The organism is Thauera sp. 27 (assembly GCF_000310125.2).
GTDB classification, from domain to species: domain Bacteria; phylum Pseudomonadota; class Gammaproteobacteria; order Burkholderiales; family Rhodocyclaceae; genus Thauera; species Thauera mechernichensis.
In genome coordinates this window covers 52,676-73,836 of record NZ_AMXB01000022.1, presented here as the reverse complement: position 1 = coordinate 73,836, position 21,161 = coordinate 52,676, and the positions used below count along the sequence as shown (strand labels likewise).

Sequence of the window (21,161 nt, the reverse complement as noted above, 5' to 3'; positions counted from 1 at the left end):
GCGCCATGCACGCCGCGCGCACCGCCTGCAGCCGCTCGACGCCGCGCGCCGACAGCGCCAGGCGCGCACCGCGCGCGGCCAGGTCCAGCGCCAGCGCCTCGCCGATGCCGGTGGAGGCGCCGACGATCCACACCCGCCGCCCCTGCCAGTTTCGGATCGGCGTGTTGAGCGGGGCGAACAGCCCGCGCCCGCTCCGGGTCACCGTCGTCATCGCTGCATCCTCGCTGCCATGCGCGCCCGGTCCTCGCCGCTCAATCGGCGCGCTTGAAGAAGGACAGCGTGACCTCGCCGAGGCGGAAGCCCCACTTGCTCATCAGCGAACGGTTGAGCATCACCTTGTCGTCCATCAGGAACATCCAGTCGTCGAAATCGACGTTGTAGACCTTGTCGCCGACCGGCAGCGCCAGCACGTAGCGCCAGCGCAGCGCATTGCCCGCAGCCTCGCCGCTGGCCTCGCCGACGACATCGTCGGCGCGCCCGCTGTAGCGCCCGGGGCCGAGGCGGGTGATGGTCCACACGCGGCGCTGGGTGCTGCCATCGGAGTAGGTGAAGTGCTCGTCGAGGGTGCCGACCTCGCCCTCCCAGCTCGCCTCGATCAACACGTGGAAGCGCTTCACCACCTTGCCCGAGCGGTCCTGGAACATGCCGTAGGCGTCGAGCGTGCCGTTGAAGTAGTCGCGCAGTTCGAGCACCGGCTGCTCGGCGCGGTAATGATCGACATTCACCGTCGTGCACCCCCACAGGCCGACCACGGCCACGATCCACAAGAAAAGACGTTTCACGATCACGATTGCACTCCCTCACAGACAGTCGCCTTGCGCAGGCCGTCGGCCGACGGCACATCCGGCTCGATCCAGGCGCGCCAGCGCCACAGCAGCACGATCGCCCCCAGCTTGAGCACGACCGGCACGAAGCCATACACCGCCGCCAGCGCCGTCACCGCAGCAGGCTCGCGCGCCCCCGGCGCATAGCCGAGCAGCGCGAGCAGCGGCAGCGCCAGGCCGGCCGCCAGTGCGAGATTGGCCTTGGTGACGAAGTTCCACCAGCCGAAGCATGCGCCCGCCTGCAGGGGAGGCTGCGCGCGCCCGGTCGTGCTGCGCGCGACGAGGTCGGCGAGCAGCGAGGGCGGCAGGCTGAGGTCGGCGCCGAGCGCGAGGCCCGACAGCACGCAGATGAGCGCGTAGGCGATCACATCGCCATCGCCAAGCAGCCCCGCCCAGGCGAACACCACGACCGCGAGCACCATACCGGCGAGCCAGGCGCGCAGCTTGCCGATGCGCTGCGACACCCGCACCCACAGCGGCAGGCTGGCTGCCGCGGCGACGAAGTACAGCACCAGGAAGAGCCCCGCGAGGCGTTCCGCGCCGAGCACGTCGGCGACGAAGAACAGCACGGTGGCCGACGGAATCGCCGCTGCGATGCCATTGGCGGCGAACACCGCGAGCAGGCGGCCGAAGCCGGCGTCGCGCACGGTGGCGCGCAGGCCTGACCACAGCGGCGTCGCCCGTACCGGCACGCGGCCTGCACCCTGTCCGGCCAGGCCGGCCGACGGAACTGCCGGCGCGCGCCACAGCGTCCACAGGCCGAAGCCGGCGAGCAGCGGCAGGAACAGCCAGGCCAGGCGCGCCAGCCCGGTGGCCTCGTCGGCGCCCAGCGCAAGCACCGCCGGCAGGGCCGCGGCCAGCACCACGCCGCCGAGCCCGAAAGCCTCGCGGCTGGCGACGTAGCGCGTGCGCAGAAGCGGCGTGTGCGCCACCTCCGCACCCCAGGCGTTGTAGGCGATGGTCGCCACCGACCACGCCAGTGACACGCCGACCAGCAGCAGGAACAGCCAGCCAAGACCCGCCCCTGCGGGCGGCGCAAGCAGGCCGAGCATGCCAGCGCCCAGGCCCGGCAAGGCCAGCGCGACCCACAGCCGGCGCCTTGGCAGGCGGTCGTTGGCCCAGCCGATCAAGGGGTCGGTAAACGCGTCGACGATGCGTGCGGCGAGCAGCACCGCCCCCACCAGCGCCAGCGGCAGGCCGAGTCCTTCAGCGTACAGGCGCGGCACGTGGACATAGATCGGCAGCGCGGCGAAGGCCAGCGGCAGGCCGAGCGCTCCATAAGCTAGCAGCGCCTGGCGAGAATCGGTGCCAGGGCCCGGATCAGGTGAGGCGCTGGTCGCGGCGGCACTCATCGCGCGCGCTCCGCCAGGCCGAGCAGTTGCGCGCGCAGACGCGGTTCGCGCGTGCGCGGATCGAGCCAGATTGCAAAGAAGGCCGCCGCCAGCTCGGCGTCTTCGAGCGCCGCGGTCGGCTGGCCCTGGTGCCAGAACTGCGCGCCTTCGCCCGGGCGGTGCAGCCCGACCAGAGTCTCGCCCGCCTCCACCGAGGGCAGTGCGCGCGCCAGGGCCTGGGCCCAGCGTGCCAGCTGCGCTTCATCCTCATAGCCGAGGCGACGCATCTCCCCCAGGCTGAGTTCGACCAGGCGCGCGGACGACACCGCCCGTGCGTAGCGGATCGACAACGCATGGTCCGCAGCCAGCACCTGCGCCACCTCGGCCTCGTCGTCCACTGGCTCGGCGGCTGCATCGGGCATCGCCCACAGCGCCGCATCGTAGAGCTTGAGGCCGAACCAGCGCAGCTCACCCTCGCCCACGCGCTGAAGGCCGCCCTGAAGCGCCGGCGGCAGCTCACGCGCGAAGGACGGCGCGGCAACGAGCAAGGCGCCGGCGAGCAGCAGGGGCGCCAGCCAAGGATCGAGTGCAGCGCGCGGGCGTGGCATCAGCGCCTCCCGCCCCCTGCATCCGCATGCACGAACACATAGTGGTGGACGTCGATGTCGCCCGTCTCGAAGCCGGCCTCGCAATAGGACAGGTAGAAGCGCCACATGCGCATGAAGCGCTCGGGAAAGCCCTGCGCACGTACCGCAGCGGCCTGCGCCTCGAAGCTGCGCTGCCAATGCGCGAGCGTGCGCGCATAGTCGCGACCGAAGGCGAAGTCGCCGACGATGCCAAGCCCGGCGCGTTGCGCCTGCTGCGCCACCCTGCTCGGGCTGGGCAGCATGCCGCCGGGGAAGACGTGGCGCTGAATGAAGTCGGTGCCGCGCCGGTAACGGGCGAACAGTGCGTCGGCGATGGTGATGGCCTGCACCACACAGCGCCCACCCGGCTTGAGCAGCGCACCGAGCTGGCCGAAGTAGGTGGGCCAGAAGCGCTCGCCGACCGCCTCGATCATCTCGATCGACACGATGTGGTCGTACTGGCCGCGCACGTCGCGGTAGTCGCACAGTTCGAAGTCCGCGCGGTCGGCAAAGCCGCCGCGCTCGGCGCGCGCGCGCGCGAAGGCGAGCTGGGACGGCGACAGCGTGATGCCGAGCACCTTGCAGCCGAACTCTGTGGCGGCGACCTCGGCAAAGCCGCCCCAGCCGCAACCGACCTCGAGGATCGTCTGCCCCGGCTGGGCGCCGAGCTCGCCGAGGATGCGGCGGTACTTGCGCAGCTGGGCATCGACCAAGGACTCATCGGGGGTAGCGAAGACCGCGGCCGAATAGGTCATCGTCGGGTCCAGCCAGAGCGCGTAGAAGTCGTTGCCGAGGTCGTAGTGGGCCTCGATGTTGCGCCGCGAGCCGGTGCGGGTGTTGGCGCGCAGCAGATGCTGCAGACGGTGGCCAAGCAGGCGGAACATGCGGCCGTAGATGGCGCCATGCAGCTGGTCGCGGTTGGCCGACAGCAGGCGCAACAGGCCGGTGAGGTCCTCGGTGTCCCACAGGCCGTCCATCCAGGCTTCGCCGAAGCCGATGTCGCCGCGCGCGAGCGCCTCGTCGAACACGGCGTGGTCACGCACCCGCAGGTGGGCCACGAGCGGACCGTGGCCAGCGCGCAGGCGCAGGCCGTCGGGCAGTTCGACGGCGAGCGCGCCACCCTGCAGGCGGTCGAGCATCTCCAGGGCGAGCCGGGTGGCGCGCGGGCGGCGACCGAGGCGCACGCTGGCCAGCGGCTGCAGGGCATGGTCGAGTGCGTTCATCAGGTGGTCTCCTCAAGCGGTGGCGCGGGCTTGCGATGGAAGCTCACCCGACGCAGGGCCAGGCGCAAGGCCTGCCAATGGATGCGGGCGACGACGCCCAGGGTCATGAAGGGTTGGCGGACCAGCCACTTGCGCATCGCGGAGCCGTCGAGCGCCTGGGCGCGACCGGACAGGCGGGTGCTCAGGCGCAGCGCGCCCTCGTCCCACAGGTCGACCGACACCGCGTGCACCTCGCCCTGGCGCTCGAAGCGGAAGCGGTACTCGCCGCGCACCGGGAAGAAGGGCGAGACGTGGAAGCACTTGCGCGCGCGCAACTCGTCGCCCGCCGCAATCGGGCGCAGGTCGGGGTGGTGCACCAGGTAGTTGTGACGCTCGCCGAAGGTGTTGTTGACCTCGGCAAGCACGACGCGCAGGTTGCGCGCGTGGTCATGGCAGAACCAGAAACTGACCGGGTTGAAAACGAAGCCGAAGATGCGCGGCATGGTCTGCAGCACCACCTCGCCGTCGCACAGCTCGCCCAGGCCATGCCGGTCGAGCACGCCGCGAATCCATGGCAGCAGCGGGCTACCGTCGCGGGCGCCGTGGTCGCGGCTGTATATGGCGAACACGTTGGGGCGGTCGATGCCGAGCAGGGGCACCTGCAAGGTGTCGAGCCTGCCCAGCGGCAGGCGCAGGAAGGCTGTGGGGTAGATGAAGCGGTTGTGCGCCTGGACGTGGCGCTCATGCATCACCGCACCGAAGCATACGGCGGCGTTCATCAGGCCGCGAGCTCCAGCGCAGGCTCGACGGCCGTGACACGACCGCGCCGCCATGGCACCTCGACGCCCATTGCCTCGGCAACGGCCACCGCCGACTTGAGGCCATCTTCATGGAAACCGTAACCGGTCCAGGCCCCGGCGAACCAGCTGCGGTTGTTGCCCTGGATGGCCGGCAGCGCGGCCTGGGCGTCGATCGCGCCCTGGTCGAACACCGGGTGGGCGTAGTGGAAGCGGCCGATGACACGCTCACTGTCCGGCTCGAGGAAGGGGTTGAGCGACACCACCACCGGCGTCTCAAAGGGCAGCGGCTGCAGGCGGTTGATGAGATAGCTCACCGACACCGGGCGGTCGTCGGGCTCGCCCTCGCCGGACAGGTAGTTCCACGCCGACCACACCTTGCGCCGCTGCGGCAGCAGCGCGGGGTCGGTATGCAGAATGGCAAGGTTGTCCTGGTAGCGCACCGCGCCGAGGATGCGGCGTTCCTGCTCGCTCGCCCCCTCGCCCAGGATGGCGAGCGTCTGGTCGCTGTGACAGGCGAACACGACCTCGTCGAAGCGCTCGACGCCGGCACGCGTATGCACGCGCACGCCCAGCGCGTCGCGCTCGACGCGCAGCACCGGGTGGCCAACGCGCACATCGTCCAGGCGACCGAGCATGCGGCGCACGTAGCTGCGCCCACCGCCTTCGACCGTGAGCCAGCGCGGACGGTCGAGGACCTGCAGCAGGCCATGGTTGTGGCAGAACTGGACGAAGGTGGCGAGCGGGTAGTCGAGCATGGTGCGCGTCGGACACGACCAGATCGCGGCCGCCATCGGTAGCAGGTACCAGTCGCAAAAGGCCTGGCCGTAGCCCTCGAGCTCAAGATAGTCACCGAGCGAGATCGCCGGCATCCCACCTGCGGCCGCCAGACGCGTCGTCTCGCGGTTGAAGCGCATGATGTCGCGCACCATGCCCAGGAAAGCGGGGCGCAGCAGGTTGGCGCGCTGTGCAAACACCGTGTCCAGGTTGGTACCCGCCCACTCCAGCCCGGGGCCGGCGAGGCTGACGCCGAAGCTCATCTCGGTTTCCACCGCCTCGACGCCGAGCAGCGCGAAGAGCGCGCACAGGTTCGGGTAGGTGCGGCGGTTGAAGACCAGGAAACCGGTATCGACCGGATGGGTGCGCCCCTCGAGGGTGACGTCCACCGTGTTGGTGTGGCCGCCGACGTAGTCGCCCGCTTCGAACAGCGTCACGCGGTCGCGCTGTGCCAGCAGCCAGGCCGTGCCGAGGCCGGCGATGCCGCCGCCGACCACCGCCACCCGGCGCGTGTCACCCGCACCCAGGCGCTCGAGCTCACCCATCTTCATGGCGTCACTCCGCCGCGTTCTCGCCCTCGATCAGGGCGTACGCGGAATGGTTGTGGATCGACTCGAAGTTCTCGGACTGCACCGACCACGCGGCGATGCGGGCGTCGGCGCGCAGGCGCAGTGCGATGTCGCGCACCAGATCCTCGACGAACTTGGGGTTGTCATAGGCGCGCTCGGTGACCCACTTCTCATCCGGGCGCTTGAGCAGGCCGAAGACCTCGCAAGACGCCTCCTCCTCGGCCATGCGCACCAGTGCGTCGATATCCAGGTCGCCACGTAGGCGAGCCTTGAGCGTGATGTGGGAGCGCTGGTTGTGCGCGCCATAGGCGGAGATCTTCTTCGAGCACGGGCACAGGCTGGTCACCGGCACGGTCACTTCGAGCGTCGTGGCCACCACGCCATCCTCCACGCGCTCGACCACCACGCAGGCGTCCATGTCGAGCAGGCTGGCCACGCCCGAGACCGGCGCGAGCTTGTTGATGAACCAGGGAAAGCGCGCCTCGATGCGCCCGCTGTCCGCCTCCAGGCGCACCAGCATGTCGGCGAACAGGCGACGCAGACCGGCGAGGTCGAGCGCCTCGCGCTCGGCCTCGAGCAGTTCGACGAAGCGCGACATGTGCGTGCCCTTGACGTCGGCCGGCAGGCCAACCGTCATCTCCAGCGTGACCACGGTGTGTTGCACCGAACCCGCGCTATCGCGCAGGGACATCGGGTAGCGCAGGCCGCGCACGCCCACGCGCTGGATCGGGAGGGCGCGGTGGTCGGCACTGGCCTGCACGTCGGGCAGGAAGAACTTGTCAGGGGCGTTCATGAGCGTTCCTTGTGGCGGATGGCGCCGGGGTTGGCGATGGGGAGGGCGTCGGGTTGCGCGCTGGGCAGTGCAAGCGGTGCCGCGCGCACGGGCAGATCCGGGCGATGCATGAAGATGAGCAGATCGATCGGCGCCGCCCTGGCGCCCTTTACGGGCATCGGCGCGCCGTCCTGGGTCACCACAGCGACCATGACCGGTGCCACCGCCAACGGCGCGCCCGGCGCGAGCCGCTCGGCTTGGGCGACATGAGGCAGCAGCGAACAGACGGCTGCGACCGACAGACCGCCGAGCCAGCGTGGGAGCGTCTTCTCGTTCATAGCTATGTCCTGGACAGAAGTAAGTGACGATCAAACGATAGGCCAGCCCATCGTAGATGTCAATGTTTTGTCCTGGACAAATAGAGTAAAGAACACAAGAGCAAGTGCCCCAAGCCGCCCGGCGCGATGCCGCGCCGCGCTACCCCCCGACCAGCGCCGGCCAGCACGGGACGCCCTCGGCGGAACAAAGTCGCACCACAACCGGGGCTTGCGGTATTACGCTTACGGTTCGCCGACACAAGACACGTAATCAAAGCGCGGAGACAGCCCCTGGATACCAACCCCATCAGCACCTTCGAGGTCGTCGCCGGCCTGCTCGGCGGCATCGGCCTGTTCCTGCTCGGCATGCACATGCTCACCGAAGGCCTCAAGCTGGCCGCGGGCCGCGCGCTCGAGGGCATGCTCGAGCGCGGCACGGCGACGCCGCTGCGCGGGCTGGCGGCAGGCATGACCATGACGGCCCTGGTGCAGTCCTCCACTGCCGTGACCGTTGCCAGCATCGGTTTCGTCAACACCGGCCTGCTGTCGCTCAAGAACGCGATCTGGGTGATCTTCGGCTCCAACGTCGGCACCACGCTCAATGCCTGGCTGGTGGCCGCGCTCGGCTTCAGCTTCAAGATCGACGCCTTCGCCCTGCCCTTCGTCGGCATCGGCGCCGCGCTCATGCTGGCCGGACGCAGCCTGCGCATGCGCGCACTGGGCCAGGCACTGGCCGGCTTCGGCGTGCTGTTCCTCGGCATCGACGTGCTCAAGGACACCTTTTCCGGCTTCGGCGCCGCGCTCAACCTGCAGGACTACATCAGCCCGGGGGTGATGGGCTGGATCATCCTGGTCGGCATCGGCACCTTACTCACCGTGCTGATGCAGGCCTCGGGCGCAGTGATCGCGATCATCATCACCGCCGCTCAGGGCGGGCTGATGTCGGTGGAAGCGGCTTGCGCGATGGTCATCGGCACCAACATCGGCACCACCTCCACCGCCATCCTGTCGGCCATCGGCGCCACCTCCAATGCGCGCCGCCTGGCCGCCGCGCATGTGATGTTCAACCTCGTCACCGGCACGGTGGCGCTGCTGCTGCTGCCGCTGCTGATCACGCTGCTGGGCATGACGAGGGAATGGATGGAGCAGCCCGCCACGCCGGCGGTCACGATCGCCATGTTCCACACCCTGTTCAACCTGCTCGGCGTGCTGCTGATGGTGCCGCTGGCCGGCGGCATGCTGCGCCTGCTGTCGAGCCGTTTCCGCAGCCGCGAGGAAGAGATCGCCCGCCCACGCCACCTCGATGCCAACTCGCTCGCGGTGCCCGACCTGGCATTACGCGCACTCCGCCTGGAGCTGGGGCGCACGCAGAGTTTTGCGGTGACCGCGTTGACCGCGAGCACGCGTACGCCGCCCGACGAACCCTGGATCGAACGCCAGGCCGGCGCACTCGACGCCCTCGGCCCTGCAATCGCCGCGTATGTGCGCAAGCTCAGCGTGGCAAGCCTGCCGCCCGCGCTGGTCGAGGCGCTTGCGCACAGCCTGCGCACACTGCAGTACCAGCAGAGCGCAGTCGGCGCCGCACGCCTGGCGTGCAACCTGGGCACGGTACTGGGCCCGCCGTCCGAGCCCGAACTGGTGGCTGCCGCCGATGCCTTCCGCCAGGCCGCGGCCAACCTGGCTGCCAGCGCAGACGCGAGCCAGACCGATTTCAACGCGGTCCGCGTGGAGCAGTTGCTGCTCGATACCGAGAACCGCTACCAGGCGCTCAAGGAGGCGCTGCTGCTGCAGGGCGCGCACGCGCGGCTGGACATCAACACCATGCAGGAGTGGCTGCGGCTGGCGAGCCTGCAGCGCCGGGCAGCGGAACAGGTCGCCAAGGGGGCACGCATGCTCGCAGTGCTCGATGGCGACCTGCTGCCGCACCAGGTCGAAGACGGTCCGGACACCGACAACGACGGTAACGGCGAGCCGGCACGCGTCGCCGGATAACGGCCGGCACCAGGGGAGCGGCTGCGCGCGCCTTCAGCTGTGCTGCGCGCGCCACTGCTGCAGCGCGGCCAGCGTACCGTCGAGATCGCCGACGACGCGGACGCCCGGCAGGCGCTTCTGTTTGTCGCGCACTGCGGCCCCGCCGGCCCAGATATCCACCGTCGTCGGCAGCATTTCGCGCAGCGCCAGCAAGCCCTCGATGGCCTGGCGCGCCGGGTAGGCAATGCTGAAGGACAGGCCGACGATGTCGAAGCCGCCCGCCACCGCCGCACTGCGGATGTCGGCAGGCGGCGTGCGCGTGCCGAGCGAGACACAGCAGGCGCCCTCGGGTACGAGCATGGCTTCGGCCATCAGCAGGCCGAGCACATGCTCCTCCTCGGGGAAGGTGGTGAGCAGCACACGCGGCCGGCCACCGCTTGCCGCCTGGGCACCAATCGCGCCGCGCAGCACGTTCTGCACCTGCTCGGTAAACAGGTGCTCCTCGGGGACGTCGACCTCGCCGCGCATCCAGGCCTCGCCCACTGCGGCCGCGAGCGGCGCCACCGTGTCGGCCACGAAACGCTGCAGGCCTTGCTTCATCAGCGCATGGCGCAAGGCCTGCGCAAGTTCGACGCTGCGATGCAGGCGCACGAGCTCGAGCAGGCTGCCGTCGCAGCCGGGCGCTGCCGCACTCGTGGCAAGGCACTCGTCGAGCATGCGCGCGAGTTCGTCCGCGCTCGCCCCCACGATGCGCGCAGGCCGTCGTCCGTGGTCTAGCAAACGACGGATCAGGCGCAGCTTGTCGACCTGCTCGGGCGCGTACAGACGCTCGCCGTTGGCGTCACGCGCCGGCGTCGGAAAGCCGTAGCGTCGCTCCCACACCCGCAAGGTATCCTTCGCAATGCCGGTGTCGCGCTCGACGGCAGCGATGTTATGGACGGGTTCGAAACGGGCGATGTCGTTCATGGGCGGGCCGGACGTCCAGACTGGAACCTCGGGACGGGTTGCATCAGTGATGCGAATGTTAGGCAGCGCCCTCAACTTTGTCCAGGACAAACTTGGATTTCGTCCGCCCAACTCCCCTTCTCCCACCCCCCGTAGGAGCGACGCCAGTCGCGAGGGGTTGAAGGCGACAGGGCTCGTCGCAAGCCCCGCAAAGCTCGCGGCTGGCGCCGCGCCTACGGCGGACTGACGTGCGCAGCGCTTCTCCTGTAGGAGCGACGCCAGTCGCGAGGGGTTGAAAGCGACAGGGCTCGTCGCAAGCCCCGCAAAGCTCACGGCTGGCGCCGCGCCTACGGCGGACCGATGTGCGCGGCGCTTCTCCTGCAGGAGCGACGCCAGTCGCGAGGGGTTGAAGGCGACAGGGCTCGTCGCAAGCCCCGCAAAGCTCGCGGCTGGCGCCGCGCCTACGGCGGACTGACGTGCGCGGCGCTTCTCCTGTAGGAGCGACGCCAGTCGCGAGGGGTTGAAGGCGACAGGGCTCGTCGCAAGCCCCGCAAAGCTCGCGGCTGGCGCCGCTCCTACGGCGGACCGATGTACGCGGCGCCTCTCCTGTAGGAGCGACGCCAGTCGCGAGGGGTTGAAGGCAATCGCGCCCAACCGTCTGCCCGGTCAGCGGCGCGGAGGCTAAAATGGCAGGATGCTCGAAGACCTCCCCTCCCAGCCGGCACGGACGCAGGCCCCAGCGCTGACGGCACCCGCCCCCGGTCACGATGACCCGTCACCCGCGCACCGCATCCTCGAGCACGTCTTCGGCTACCCCGCTTTCCGCGGCGAGCAGCAGGCCATCGTCGAGCATGTCGCCGCAGGCGGCGATGCGCTGGTGCTGATGCCCACCGGTGGCGGCAAGTCGCTGTGCTACCAGATCCCGGCACTGCTGCGCACCGGCACGGCAATCGTGGTGTCGCCGCTGATCGCGCTCATGCAGGACCAGGTCAGCGCGCTGGTCGAAGCCGGCGTCAACGCCGCCTTCCTCAATTCCAGCCTGGATATGGAGCGCGCCCGCGCAGTCGAGCGCGCGCTGTGGGACGGCACGCTCGAGCTGCTCTATGTCGCCCCCGAGCGGCTGATGACGCCGCGCTTCCTCGACCAGCTCGACCACCTGCGCGACACCGGCCGGCTGGCGCTGTTCGCCATCGACGAAGCGCACTGCGTGTCGCAGTGGGGCCACGACTTCCGCCCCGAGTACCTGCAGCTCTCGATCCTGCCCGAGCGCTACCCGTCCATCCCGCGTATCGCGCTCACCGCCACCGCCGACCGCCAGACCCGCGAGGAGATCGCCGAGCGCCTCAACCTGCGGCATGCGCGCCGCTTCGTCTCCAGCTTCGACCGCCCCAACATCCGCTACACCATCGTCGACAAGGACGACGCACGCCGCCAGCTGCTCGCCTTCATCCGCGAGGAATGCCCGTCTGAAGCCGGCATCGTGTACTGCCTGTCGCGCCGCAAGGTCGAGGAAACAGCCGCCTGGCTGCAGGAACAGGGGCTCAACGCCTTGCCCTACCACGCCGGCATGACCCAGGAGACGCGTGCCGAACACCAGACCCGCTTCCTGCGCGAGGACGGCCTGATCATGGTGGCAACGATCGCCTTCGGCATGGGCATCGACAAGCCCGACGTGCGCTTCGTGGCGCATCTGGATCTGCCGCGCTCGATCGAGGGCTACTACCAGGAAACCGGCCGCGCGGGGCGCGATGGCCTGCCCGCGCAGGCGTGGATGGCGTGGGGAGCACAGGACGTGGTGCAGCAACGGCGCATGATCGACGAGTCGGAGGCAAGCGAGGAATTCAAGCGCCTGGCGCGCAACCGCCTCGACGTGCTGGTCGGCCTGGTCGAGGCCACCACCTGCCGCCGCCAGCACCTGCTCGCCTACTTCGGCGAGGAGTCGGGTCCCTGCGGCAACTGCGACAACTGCCTCAATCCACCGCAGACCTGGGACGCCACCGAGGCTGCGCGCAAGGCGCTGTCCTGCGTATACCGAACCGGCCAGCGTTACGGCGCTGGCCACCTTATCGACGTGCTGCGCGGCGAACTCACCGACAAGGTGATCGAACGCGGCCACCAGGACATCACCACCTTCGGCATCGGCAGCGAGCTCGACGAGAAGCGCTGGCGCACACTCTTCCGCCAGCTGGTGGCGCGCGAGTTCGTCGCCGTCGACCACGAGCGCTACAACGCCCTGCGCCTCACCGACGCCGCCCGCCCGCTGCTGCGCGGCGAGGCCGAGTTCCACCTGCGCCTCGAGCGCGAACGCAGCCGCAGCCGTGCCAAGCGGCGCAGTGCCGCCCACCTCGAGATTCCCGACGGCATCCCCACCACCCTCTTCGATCGCCTGCGCGCCTGGCGCTTCGCCACCGCGAAGGAGCGCAACGTGCCCGCCTACGTGGTGTTCCAGGACGCCACCCTGCGCGAGATCGCCATCACCCGCCCACGCACCCTGACCGAACTCGGTCGCATCAGCGGCGTCGGCGATCGCAAGCTGGAGCACTACGGCGCGGCGATCCTCGAGCTCGTCACCGAGGCGGGCTGAGGCGGATCACGCCCCCGATCGGCCGGACCAAGCGGTCGGACCGGCGATTACAGGTAGTGGTCGGCCAGCAGCACCAGGAACAGCAACATCAGGTGGGTGATCGAGAAGCGGAAGGTTCGGATCGCGGTGTCGGCGCGCGGCGCGAACTTGAGCCGCCAGGCGTGGCGCAGGAACTGCAGGTTCAGCACCAGGCTGCCCACCAGATAGAACAACCCGCTCATGCCGACCAGGTAAGGCAACAGGCACACCGCCAGCAGCAGTACGGTATAGAGCAGCACCAGCGTGCGGGTGAAGGCGATGCCATGGGTCACGGGCAACATCGGCAGGCCGGCGCGACGGTAATCCTCCACGCGGTGGATGGCCAGCGCCCAGAAGTGCGGCGGCGTCCAGGTGAAGATGATCATCATCAGCAGCAGGGCTTCGGCGCCCACACTGCCGGTCATCGCCGTCCACCCCAGCACCGGGGGCAGCGCCCCTGCCACACCGCCGATCACGATGTTCTGCGGCGTCGCGCGCTTGAGAAACACGGTGTAGACCACCGCATAGCCGAACAGGCCGGCGAGCGTCAGCCACGCGGTCAGCGCATTGACCGCCGCCAGCAGCAGGGCAAAGCCCGCACCGGCAAGCGCAAATGCAAAGCTCACCGCCTGCACGTTGCTCAAACGCCCGGCCGGTAGAGGACGCATGCGCGTGCGCGCCATGCGGGCATCGATCTTCTGGTCGAGCACGTGGTTGAAGGCCGCCGCCGCACCCGACACCATGGCGATGCCCAAGCTCGCCAGCGCCATCAAGGCAAGATCGGGCAGCCCGGCGCTGGCGAGCATCATGCCCACCCAGGCCGTGAGCACCAGCAGCGCCACCACCCGCGGCTTGGTGAGCTGCCAGAACGCACGTCCGAGCGTGAGCGCCTCGCCCACGCTGGCTGCCACCGTCGGAATCCGCTTGTAGCCGTCCATGTCCGTATCCCCTGGCTCTGACACCCTGTATCTGACACCGATAGGCCGCCCCGTGCGCAACACCCGGCTCGGTGGCTAGCGCAGCTTCATCGGGCCTTGAACCGCCACCCCATAGGCCGCCCCCGGTCTTGCACGCCCTCGCGCATGCAAGGCCTGGCCCGACTGCACATGCAACTGGCGGACCAGCAGCACGAGCGCGGCAAGCAGGCATGCCGCTGTCACATTGTGGGCAACCGCATTGAAGAGCGGCACCTGCCCGACCACGTTGATCAAGCCAAGCGTCACCTGCAACACCAGCAATACCCCCACTGACGCGGCAAGCCCGCGAAGGCGCGCACTCATGGCTCGGCGCATGCACAACAGCACCAGGCCGGCCAGCACGGCAGTGACGACCAGAGCCCCCATGCGATGCAACACATGAATGCTCATTCGCGCCTCGTAGGGCAGCACGCCATACTCATAGGTCTCGTGTCCCAGCGGCAGGCTGAAAGCTGCGCGCAACGAAAACTGCGCATGCCAGCCGCCTTCGCAGAAGGGCAGCTGGTAGCACACAGCCGCGGCATAGTTGGCCGAGGTCCAACCGCCAAGCGCAATCTGCGCCAGCAGCACGGCAAGGCCCAGCCAGGCGAGCGGCAGCAGACGGGTCAGCCGGGGCTCGACAGGGTCGGCAGGGTCGCGGCCAAGCTCGACGCGCAGCAGCACCAGCATCGACAGCAGCGCGAAGCCGCCGAACAGGTGCGCCACCACCACCACTGGCATCAGGTTCATGGTGACCGTCCACATGCCGAGCGCGGCCTGGAACATCACCAGCGCCAGCAGCGCCGCACTCAGGCCTCGGGCGCGACGCAGGCGCTGGGCGAGGATGAAGACCGCCAGCACGCACAGGCCGAGCAGGCCCGCGATGTAGCGGTGCATCATCTCATTGCGGGCCTTGAAGGGGTCTATCTGGGCGTCTGGAAAACGTGCCTGCGCGGCCTCGATGTGAACGTCCTTCACCGGAGGGGTGAGGCGGCCGTAGCAGCCCGGCCAGTCCGGACAGCCAAGGCCGGCATCGGTGAGCCGGGTGTAGGCGCCGAGCGCGATCACCATCAGGGTCAGCGCGAGAGTGAGATTGACCAGCCAGGTGAAGCGCCTCATACCCCGCTCCTGTCGTAGTTGAGCAGACGCAGCAGGTCGCTACGGATGTCGGCGGCGACCTGGACCGCGTGCGCCGGGTCACCGTCCACTGCATAGCGCAGCAAGGCCAGGCCCGCTCGATTGACGATCACGATGTGACGCATGAGCGCGGCATCGGCGAGCGCTGCTGCCTCCCAGCGTACGCTCGGGAAGCGCTCGAGCACGGCCGGACTGGCGGCGGCGACAACAACCGGACGCACCTGTTCCTGCTTGCGGCCGAGCCCCGCATGCAGTTGCTGCAGGATGTGCAGGGCCGCTTCGACGGCGGCCTCGCAGGCGGCGTCGCAGTCGCTTGGCTGCACGTAGGCCAGGCGCCAGTGGGCGTCGCCCCCCGCCGATGCCGGCAGCACCTGCACCTCGTGGTCCAGCCATTGGCCGCGATTGCTGGCGTGGCCGGCAAACCAGCCCTGCGTCAGCGCCAGCCAGGCTGCGGCGAGCGGCAACAGCGCACAGAGCAGGAACAGGGCCAGGAATTTACGGCTGCTCATGCGGGCGCTCCTTGCACTGCCCCGCCGCCAGAGCGACAACGATCACCGCCAATGCCAGCAGCGCCCACTGCAGGGCATAGGCGCGATGGCGCTCGGCGGGCAGCACCACCGGCCGGTAGTGGATATGAAAGGGCGAGCCCTGCTGCTGATGCACCAGACCTCTCACGAGCGCTACCGGCACCAAGGGAGAGAGCGCGTCCACATCGACCTGCTGTATGCGCATCGGCCAGCTGCCGCGGTCCTCGAGGTTGGTGCCGAGCAGCAGTCCCCCCACGTCGGTGCGGAAGATGCCCTGCACGCGCAGTTGCGTGGGGATGGCCGGCAATGGCAGGACATCGCGTGCGGCCGGCGCCTCTATCCAGCCGAGGTTGAGCAGCACCGCCAGCCCCGCAGCGCGCGGGTCGCTGAGATCGGCGACCGCAATCAGCACGTCGTAGCCGGCGCGCCCGTCGACGATGCGGTTGTCGATCAGCCACACGGCGGGCACCAGCCAGCGCGCCTCGAAGTCTACCTGCAGGCCGTCGACCGCGCCCTCGCCCGCCCCAACGCCGGCCTGCACCAGATGCGCCAGCCGCGTCAGGCCGACCGCGCCCTGCGCCTGCCACGCCGCGATGCGCGCCAGCGTCTGCGTCTTCTCGGTAGCGCGCTGGAGCTGCCACATGGACAGGCTCGCCAGCAGCGCACTTGCCGCCAGGCTGACCAGGGCCCACTGCCAGCGAATGGTCCAGCGGCGCCCGAAGGCTGTTATCTTCATCGCCATCCCGCCTGCGGAGCCTCGCCATGTTCATCAAGATCCTGCTCGTCATCCTGCTCGCCGTGGTGATCGTCAGCCTGTTCCAGGCGCTCTACGTGATGCTGAAGAACGATGGCTCGCACACCCGCATGTCGCGCTATCTCGCCCGTCGCGTGTACTTCTCGGTGGCGGTGATGGCACTGCTGGTGGTGTTGCTCGCCACCGGGGTGCTGACCACCAATCCACGCCCCTACTGAACGCCGCCCCGTCATCCGGCGCCCGTTCAGAGCACGTACACGAAGATGAACAGGTTCAGCCACACCACATCCACGAAGTGCCAGTACCAGGCCGCAGCCTGAAACCCGAAGTGCTTGTCGGCGGTGAAGTGGTCCTTGATCACGATGCGCAGCCAGATCACCAGCAGCAGGATGGCGCCGATGGTGACGTGCAGGCCGTGAAAGCCGGTGAGCAGAAAGAAGGTGTTGCCGTAGATGCCCGAGTCCAGGCGCAGGCCAAGGTCGCGATAGGCGTGCACGTACTCGTAGACCTGGAAGCCGAGGAACACCGCACCGAGCACGATGGTGAGCCCGAGAAAGATCTTCAGGCGCGCTCGGTTGCCGAGCTCGATGGCGGTGTGCGCGACCTGTAGCGTCACCGAGGAAGCGAGCAGTATCAGCGTGTTGATGAGCGGGATGCCCGACCAGGGCATAGGCTGCGTCTCGGTGCCACCCGGCGTCTTCAGCACCGGCCAAACCGCGTCGAACTGCGGCCACAGCAGTTCGCCGGTCATCGCATTGTTGCCTGCCCCGCCCAGCCAGGGGACCGCGATCACGCGTGCGTAGAAGAGCGCGCCGAAGAAGGCGAGGAAGAACATCACCTCGGAAAAGATGAACCACGCCATGCACTGGCGGAAGGAACGGTCGAGCTGGTCGCTGTACAGGCCGCTGGTCGATTCGCGGATGACGGTGCCGAACCAGCCGAACAGCATGACCACCAGCAGCGCGATGCCAGCCCAGAAGATGTAGACACCATTGCCACCCTCGGGCTTGCCCGCCTGCGTCACCCACGATGCGGCCCCGTAGCCCACCAGCAACAGCGCGACCGCGCCGAAGATCGGCCAGCCGCTGTCGTGCGGCACGTAATACCTCTGATGCGTGGTACTCATGCTCATGCCTCCATTTGTGCGTGGGCCGCGGTGCGTGCGAGCCCGCCCGGATACGGACGCTCAGCGGCTGGCGGTGTGGGCGCTCTTGTACAGGCGATAAGACAAAGTCATGTTCCGAAAACGCTCGGGCAGTGCAGGATCGATGTAGAACTGCACCGGCATGGATCGCGTCTCGCCCGCGGCCAGTGCCTGCTCCTCGAAGCAGAAGCATTCGATCTTCTTGAAGTAGCGCGCAGCCTCGCCGGGTGATACCGAGGGCACGGCGGTCGCGACCAGGGCTTCGCCGCTGCGATTCGCGACCTCGAACTCGACGATCTGCAGGTCACCCGGGTGGATCCTTACGCGCTCGGTCAGCGGCACGAAGGTCCACGGCATGCCGGCATCGCTGCGCGCAAGGAACTCGACGCTGACCTCGCGCGACAGATCTACACCGGCGGGCTGCGCCGCGGCCACGCCCTCGGTCTTGCCATTGATGCCGGTGATGCGACAGAACACGTCGTACAGCGGCACCATCGCAAAGCCGAAGCCGAACATCGCGACGCACACCAGCAGCAGACGCCGTACCAGGCTTGCGTTGCTCGTCATGATCCTTGCTCCTTGCTACTGGTGCCACACGCTCACTTGACGACCGGCGGCGTGTCGAAGGTGTGGTATGGCGCCGGCGAGGGGATCTCCCACTCCAGCCCCTGGGCACCCTCCCAAACCCGGTCGCTGGCCTTGTCGCCGACACCGCGCATGCAGCGCACCACGCCCCATACGAAGAGCAGCTGCGACAGGCCGAACAGCAGGCCACCGATGCTCATCAGGGCGTTGAGGTCGGCAAACTGCAGGGCGTAGTCGGGAATCCGGCGTGGCATGCCGGCCAGGCCGACGAAGTGCATCGGGAAGAACAAGATGTTGACCGACACCAGCGAGCACCAGAAGTGGGTCTGTGCCAGGCGCTCGCTGTACATCACGCCGGTCCATTTCGGCAGCCAGTAATAGACGCCGGCGATGATTCCGAACACCGCGCCGGTCACCAGCACGTAGTGGAAGTGGGCGACGACGAAATAGGTGTCCTGGTACTGGAAGTCAGCCGGCGTGATGGCCAGCATCAGGCCGGACAGGCCGCCGATGGTGAACAGCACGATGAAGGCGAGCGCAAACATCATCGGCACTTCGAAGGTCATCGAGCCGCGCCACATGGTCGCCACCCAGTTGAACACCTTCACCCCGGTGGGCACGGCGATCAGCATGGTGGCATACATGAAGAACAGCTCGGCCGCCACCGGCATGCCCACCGTGAACATGTGGTGGCCCCACACCAGGAAGGACAGGATGGCGATGCTGGCGGTCGCCACCACCATCGACTCGTAGCCGAACAGCGGCTTGCGTGCGAAGGTGGGGATGATTGCCGAGATGATGCCGAAAGCCGGCAGGATCATGATGTACACCTCGGGGTGGCCGAAGAACCAGAAGATGTGCTGGAACATCACCGGATCGCCGCCGCCTGCCGCATCGAAGAAGCTGGTGCCGAAATACTTGTCGGTCAGCACCATCGTCACCACGCCGGCCAGCACCGGCATCACCGCGATGAGCAGGAAGGCGGTGATGAGCCAGGTCCACACGAATAGCGGCAGTTTCATCCAGGTCATGCCCGGTGCGCGCATGTTGAAGATGGTGACGATGATGTTGATCGCGCCCATGATCGAGGACACGCCCATCAGATGCACCGCCAGCACGAAGAAGGCGGTGGAGTCGCTGCTGTAGGTGGTCGACAGCGGCGCGTAGAAGGTCCATCCGGCCGCCGGGGCACCCCCCTCCATGAACAGCGTGGACAGCAGGATGGCGAAGGCGCAGGGCAGGATCCAGAAGCTCCAGTTGTTGACCCGCGGCAGCGCCATGTCGGGCGCGCCGATCATCAGCGGCACCATCCAGTTGGCCAGCCCGACGAAGGCCGGCATCACCGCACCGAACACCATCACCAGCCCATGCACGGTGGTCATCTGGTTGAAAAAGTGCGGATCGACGAACTGCAGCCCGGGCTGGAACAGCTCGGCGCGGATCACCATCGCCAGGCTGCCGCCGATGAACAGCATCGCCAGCGAGAACAGCAGGTAGAGCGTACCGATGTCCTTGTGGTTGGTGCTGTAGAGCCAGCGCGTGATGCCGCGCGGCTTGTGCTCGTGGTCCAGATGCTCGCCGGGGTGCAGGGCACCGGTCTGTTCTGTGCTCATCGCTCACTCCCCTCCCTGGATCGCGGCGGCCACGTCGGCCGGCTGCACCATGTCTCCGGTGTCGTTGCCCCAGGCGTTGCGCTCGTAGGTGATCACGGCCGCCAACTCGCTGGTGCTCAACTGGCGGGCGAAGGCCTGCATCGCCGTACCCGCCTTGCCAAATACGACAATGCGGATGTGACCGGGAATGTCGGCGGTAACCATGGCGCTGCCCTTGAGGCCCGGGAACACGCCAGGCAGGCCCTCGCCGGAAGCCTGATGGCAGACGGCGCAGGCCGTGCCGTAGACCTTCTCGCCGAGCGTCATCAACTCGTCCATGCTCATCGGCGTCGCTGCCGCATCGGCCATGCGCGCCGCCTCCTGCAGCGCGACCTGCTCGGCCGCCCAGGCTTCGAAGTCGGCCTCGCTCTTGACCTCGACCGCCACCGGCATGAATCCGTGGTCACGCCCGCACAGCTCAGCACACTTGCCGTAGTAGAGGCCGGGCTTGTCGACCCGCGTCCAGGTCTCGTTGATGAAGCCGGGGATCGCGTCCTTCTTGATCGCGAAATCGGGCACCCACCAGGAGTGGATCACGTCGTCGGCGGTGAGCAGGAAGCGCACCTTCTTGCCGGTGGGGATGACCAGCGGCTTGTCGACCTCGAGCAGGTAGAGCGCGTCCTTTTCCGCCTCGTTGGAGATCTGCGCCCGCGGGGTGGCGAGGACCGAGAAATACTCGATCGGGTAATCGAGATACTTGTAGTGCCACTTCCATTGCGAGCCGGTGACCAGCACGGTCAGATCGGACTCGGAAGCATCCTCCATCGCGATCAGGGCCTGCGTGGCCGGAATGGCCATGACGACGAGGATCACCACCGGAATCGCGGTCCACAGCAATTCGATCTTCATGCTGCCGTGGAACTGCGCAGGGACAGCGCCGGCCGACTTGCGATGGCGCACGATGGACCAGAACATCAGCCCGAACACGATGATGGCGATCACCACGCAAATGTAGAAGATCGTCATGTGCAGGCCATACACGCGCTGGCTGATCTCGGTCACGCCACGCGTCATGTTGTATCTGCTTTCCTGGGCAATTGCCGCCTGGCACAAGAACATGAACAAACCGCCAAGGCACAGCCGCGAATACCTTGCCGAATACAACGCGCTCAGGATGTGGTGTCTCACTGCACGACTCCTAATTATCGTTTGGGGGCTTGGCAACCCTGTAGGCGGAGGTCTGATGCAAAGGCCTTGGCGGACGCGTCGTGCACGCGGCCTGACGATTCACTATATGCAGGGAATCGGGAAACGCAAGAATCAGCGAGAACCTTAAGGAGAATTAGTCCAAGTTGAGAAAAAGCACAAAATCAATGGGCTACGGTCAATTGGGGATTACCTGCATGAGGCTGGTGCTCCGATGCTGCGACATCGCACCGCCCGGCTCGACTGATGGCATCAAAAATGGCGTGTGTCGGCTTTTTTTACACCCCGCACATGGCTGGATCATGGCGTTTGGCGATGAATGCGCGCGCACCCGCAAGAAGGGCGCGACCGTCAAGTTCCAGATCCGGCAGTCGGCGAATCATCCGTGACACACATCACAAATGAATGAGGGAACTGGGCGCTGTGTGAGCGCAAGAACACCCTGAAGAACGTCTCGCCGCGACGGAATCCTGCCTGGCACGGCTATTGCTTAGAGTCCTGCACTTAAAAACCGCTGCCTCGAAATC

The 21,161-nt window shown here is 67.8% G+C and carries 23 protein-coding genes; 4 read left to right on the top strand and 19 right to left on the bottom strand.

Annotated elements, in window-relative coordinates; genetic code table 11:
• The 10 genes from B447_RS13130 to B447_RS22995 form a co-directional block, all read right to left on the bottom strand.
• Positions 1-211, bottom strand: a 211-nt coding sequence (locus B447_RS13130) for an SDR family NAD(P)-dependent oxidoreductase (protein ID WP_002940860.1), incomplete at its 3' end; no start/stop codon positions are given.
• 40 nt (positions 212-251) lie between these two features.
• Positions 252-782 carry a DUF3833 domain-containing protein gene (locus tag B447_RS13125; protein WP_037982795.1) on the bottom strand — a complete coding sequence of 177 codons (531 nt, stop codon included), beginning with the start codon at positions 780-782 and terminating at the stop codon, positions 252-254.
• Between the two features lie 2 nt (positions 783-784).
• Positions 785-2,176 (bottom strand): MFS transporter, encoded by a 1,392-nt coding sequence (locus tag B447_RS13120; protein ID WP_002940859.1) that lies wholly within the window; start codon positions 2,174-2,176, stop codon positions 785-787.
• Positions 2,173-2,763, bottom strand: coding sequence for a chalcone isomerase family protein (locus tag B447_RS13115; protein WP_002928683.1), 591 nt, complete (start codon positions 2,761-2,763; stop codon positions 2,173-2,175). Before B447_RS13115 ends, B447_RS13120 begins: the two co-directional genes overlap by 4 nt.
• Entirely contained in the window at positions 2,763-4,004 is a 1,242-nt protein-coding gene (locus B447_RS13110; RefSeq protein WP_002940858.1) for an SAM-dependent methyltransferase, read from the bottom strand. The genes B447_RS13115 and B447_RS13110 overlap by 1 nt, the downstream gene beginning before the upstream one ends.
• Positions 4,004-4,762 (bottom strand): DUF1365 domain-containing protein, encoded by a 759-nt coding sequence (locus B447_RS13105; RefSeq protein WP_002928681.1) that lies wholly within the window; start codon positions 4,760-4,762, stop codon positions 4,004-4,006. The genes B447_RS13110 and B447_RS13105 overlap by 1 nt, the downstream gene beginning before the upstream one ends.
• A complete protein-coding gene (locus B447_RS13100) occupies positions 4,762-6,108 on the bottom strand; it encodes an NAD(P)/FAD-dependent oxidoreductase (RefSeq protein ID WP_002928679.1) in 1,347 nt (448 codons plus the stop codon). Before B447_RS13100 ends, B447_RS13105 begins: the two co-directional genes overlap by 1 nt.
• A 4-nt stretch (positions 6,109-6,112) precedes the next feature.
• The gene (gene folE2 / locus B447_RS13095) at positions 6,113-6,919 is read right to left on the bottom strand and encodes a GTP cyclohydrolase FolE2 (protein ID WP_002928678.1); all 807 of its coding nucleotides are present in this window, start codon (positions 6,917-6,919) and stop codon (positions 6,113-6,115) included.
• A complete protein-coding gene (locus B447_RS13090; RefSeq protein WP_002940853.1) occupies positions 6,916-7,236 on the bottom strand; it encodes a hypothetical protein in 321 nt (106 codons plus the stop codon). The genes folE2 and B447_RS13090 overlap by 4 nt, the downstream gene beginning before the upstream one ends.
• A 222-nt stretch (positions 7,237-7,458) precedes the next feature.
• Entirely contained in the window at positions 7,459-7,587 is a 129-nt protein-coding gene (locus B447_RS22995) for a hypothetical protein (protein WP_269745247.1), read from the bottom strand.
• Between B447_RS22995 and B447_RS13085 the strand changes: the two genes are divergently transcribed.
• Positions 7,588-9,207, top strand: coding sequence for a Na/Pi cotransporter family protein (locus B447_RS13085; RefSeq protein WP_002940850.1), 1,620 nt, complete (start codon positions 7,588-7,590; stop codon positions 9,205-9,207).
• A 33-nt stretch (positions 9,208-9,240) separates the two neighbouring features.
• Here B447_RS13085 and B447_RS13080 read toward each other — a convergent pair whose 3' ends face one another.
• Positions 9,241-10,152 carry a MerR family transcriptional regulator gene (locus B447_RS13080; RefSeq protein WP_002940847.1) on the bottom strand — a complete coding sequence of 304 codons (912 nt, stop codon included), beginning with the start codon at positions 10,150-10,152 and terminating at the stop codon, positions 9,241-9,243.
• A 673-nt stretch (positions 10,153-10,825) separates the two neighbouring features.
• On the opposite strand from B447_RS13080, the gene recQ reads away from it, so the two are divergent.
• Entirely contained in the window at positions 10,826-12,715 is a 1,890-nt protein-coding gene (gene recQ / locus B447_RS13075; RefSeq protein ID WP_002940845.1) for a DNA helicase RecQ, read from the top strand.
• Positions 12,716-12,762: 47 nt separating this feature from the next.
• On the opposite strand, the gene cyoE is transcribed toward recQ, so the two are convergent.
• From cyoE to B447_RS13055, 4 genes are all read right to left on the bottom strand, one after another.
• Positions 12,763-13,671, bottom strand: coding sequence for a heme o synthase (cyoE, locus tag B447_RS13070; protein WP_002940843.1), 909 nt, complete (start codon positions 13,669-13,671; stop codon positions 12,763-12,765).
• Between the two features lie 75 nt (positions 13,672-13,746).
• Complete coding sequence (locus tag B447_RS13065) at positions 13,747-14,808, bottom strand: COX15/CtaA family protein (RefSeq protein WP_002940842.1); 1,062 nt, start codon at positions 14,806-14,808, stop codon at positions 13,747-13,749.
• Positions 14,805-15,335 carry a hypothetical protein gene (locus B447_RS13060; protein WP_002940840.1) on the bottom strand — a complete coding sequence of 177 codons (531 nt, stop codon included), beginning with the start codon at positions 15,333-15,335 and terminating at the stop codon, positions 14,805-14,807. The genes B447_RS13065 and B447_RS13060 overlap by 4 nt, the downstream gene beginning before the upstream one ends.
• Complete coding sequence (locus tag B447_RS13055) at positions 15,322-16,089, bottom strand: SURF1 family protein (RefSeq protein ID WP_002940837.1); 768 nt, start codon at positions 16,087-16,089, stop codon at positions 15,322-15,324. Before B447_RS13055 ends, B447_RS13060 begins: the two co-directional genes overlap by 14 nt.
• Positions 16,090-16,115: 26 nt before the next feature.
• On the opposite strand from B447_RS13055, the gene B447_RS13050 reads away from it, so the two are divergent.
• Positions 16,116-16,325, top strand: coding sequence for a DUF2909 domain-containing protein (locus B447_RS13050; protein WP_002928648.1), 210 nt, complete (start codon positions 16,116-16,118; stop codon positions 16,323-16,325).
• Positions 16,326-16,351: 26 nt separating this feature from the next.
• On the opposite strand, the gene B447_RS13045 is transcribed toward B447_RS13050, so the two are convergent.
• The 4 genes from B447_RS13045 to coxB are packed head-to-tail and all read right to left on the bottom strand — an operon-like array spanning position 16,352 to position 20,616.
• Positions 16,352-17,233 carry a cytochrome c oxidase subunit 3 gene (locus B447_RS13045; RefSeq protein ID WP_002940831.1) on the bottom strand — a complete coding sequence of 294 codons (882 nt, stop codon included), beginning with the start codon at positions 17,231-17,233 and terminating at the stop codon, positions 16,352-16,354.
• Between the two features lie 60 nt (positions 17,234-17,293).
• Positions 17,294-17,818, bottom strand: coding sequence for a cytochrome c oxidase assembly protein (locus B447_RS13040; protein WP_002940819.1), 525 nt, complete (start codon positions 17,816-17,818; stop codon positions 17,294-17,296).
• Positions 17,819-17,850: 32 nt separating this feature from the next.
• Entirely contained in the window at positions 17,851-19,449 is a 1,599-nt protein-coding gene (ctaD, locus tag B447_RS13035; protein ID WP_002940817.1) for a cytochrome c oxidase subunit I, read from the bottom strand.
• Positions 19,450-19,452: 3 nt separating this feature from the next.
• The gene (gene coxB / locus B447_RS13030) at positions 19,453-20,616 is read right to left on the bottom strand and encodes a cytochrome c oxidase subunit II (protein ID WP_232431620.1); all 1,164 of its coding nucleotides are present in this window, start codon (positions 20,614-20,616) and stop codon (positions 19,453-19,455) included.
• Positions 20,617-20,831: 215 nt separating this feature from the next.
• Here coxB and B447_RS22555 point away from each other — a divergent pair, with 215 nt between their 5' ends.
• Complete coding sequence (locus B447_RS22555) at positions 20,832-21,023, top strand: hypothetical protein (protein ID WP_002928634.1); 192 nt, start codon at positions 20,832-20,834, stop codon at positions 21,021-21,023.
• Positions 21,024-21,161: the final 138 nt, after the last annotated feature.

Bases quoted from the DNA above. Each gene is read 5' to 3' on its own strand.
- B447_RS13110 (WP_002940858.1), bottom strand. From the start codon at position 4,004: ATGAACGCACTCGACCATGCCCTGCAGCCGCTGGCCAGCGTGCGCCTC.
- B447_RS13100 (WP_002928679.1), bottom strand. From the start codon at position 6,108: ATGAAGATGGGTGAGCTCGAGCGCCTGGGTGCGGGTGACACGCGCCGG.
- B447_RS13120 (WP_002940859.1), bottom strand. From the start codon at position 2,176: ATGAGTGCCGCCGCGACCAGCGCCTCACCTGATCCGGGCCCTGGCACC.
- cyoE (WP_002940843.1), bottom strand. From the start codon at position 13,671: ATGGACGGCTACAAGCGGATTCCGACGGTGGCAGCCAGCGTGGGCGAG.
- B447_RS13060 (WP_002940840.1), bottom strand. From the start codon at position 15,335: ATGAGCAGCCGTAAATTCCTGGCCCTGTTCCTGCTCTGTGCGCTGTTG.
- ctaD (WP_002940817.1), bottom strand. From the start codon at position 19,449: ATGAGCACAGAACAGACCGGTGCCCTGCACCCCGGCGAGCATCTGGAC.
- B447_RS13105 (WP_002928681.1), bottom strand. From the start codon at position 4,762: ATGAACGCCGCCGTATGCTTCGGTGCGGTGATGCATGAGCGCCACGTC.
- B447_RS13050 (WP_002928648.1), top strand. From the start codon at position 16,116: ATGTTCATCAAGATCCTGCTCGTCATCCTGCTCGCCGTGGTGATCGTC.
- recQ (WP_002940845.1), top strand. From the start codon at position 10,826: ATGCTCGAAGACCTCCCCTCCCAGCCGGCACGGACGCAGGCCCCAGCG.
- B447_RS13115 (WP_002928683.1), bottom strand. From the start codon at position 2,763: ATGCCACGCCCGCGCGCTGCACTCGATCCTTGGCTGGCGCCCCTGCTG.
- B447_RS13055 (WP_002940837.1), bottom strand. From the start codon at position 16,089: ATGAAGATAACAGCCTTCGGGCGCCGCTGGACCATTCGCTGGCAGTGG.
- B447_RS13045 (WP_002940831.1), bottom strand. From the start codon at position 17,233: ATGAGTACCACGCATCAGAGGTATTACGTGCCGCACGACAGCGGCTGG.
- folE2 (WP_002928678.1), bottom strand. From the start codon at position 6,919: ATGAACGCCCCTGACAAGTTCTTCCTGCCCGACGTGCAGGCCAGTGCC.
- B447_RS13040 (WP_002940819.1), bottom strand. From the start codon at position 17,818: ATGACGAGCAACGCAAGCCTGGTACGGCGTCTGCTGCTGGTGTGCGTC.
- B447_RS13085 (WP_002940850.1), top strand. From the start codon at position 7,588: ATGCTCACCGAAGGCCTCAAGCTGGCCGCGGGCCGCGCGCTCGAGGGC.
- B447_RS13080 (WP_002940847.1), bottom strand. From the start codon at position 10,152: ATGAACGACATCGCCCGTTTCGAACCCGTCCATAACATCGCTGCCGTC.
- B447_RS22555 (WP_002928634.1), top strand. From the start codon at position 20,832: ATGAGGCTGGTGCTCCGATGCTGCGACATCGCACCGCCCGGCTCGACT.
- B447_RS13090 (WP_002940853.1), bottom strand. From the start codon at position 7,236: ATGAACGAGAAGACGCTCCCACGCTGGCTCGGCGGTCTGTCGGTCGCA.
- B447_RS13065 (WP_002940842.1), bottom strand. From the start codon at position 14,808: ATGAGGCGCTTCACCTGGCTGGTCAATCTCACTCTCGCGCTGACCCTG.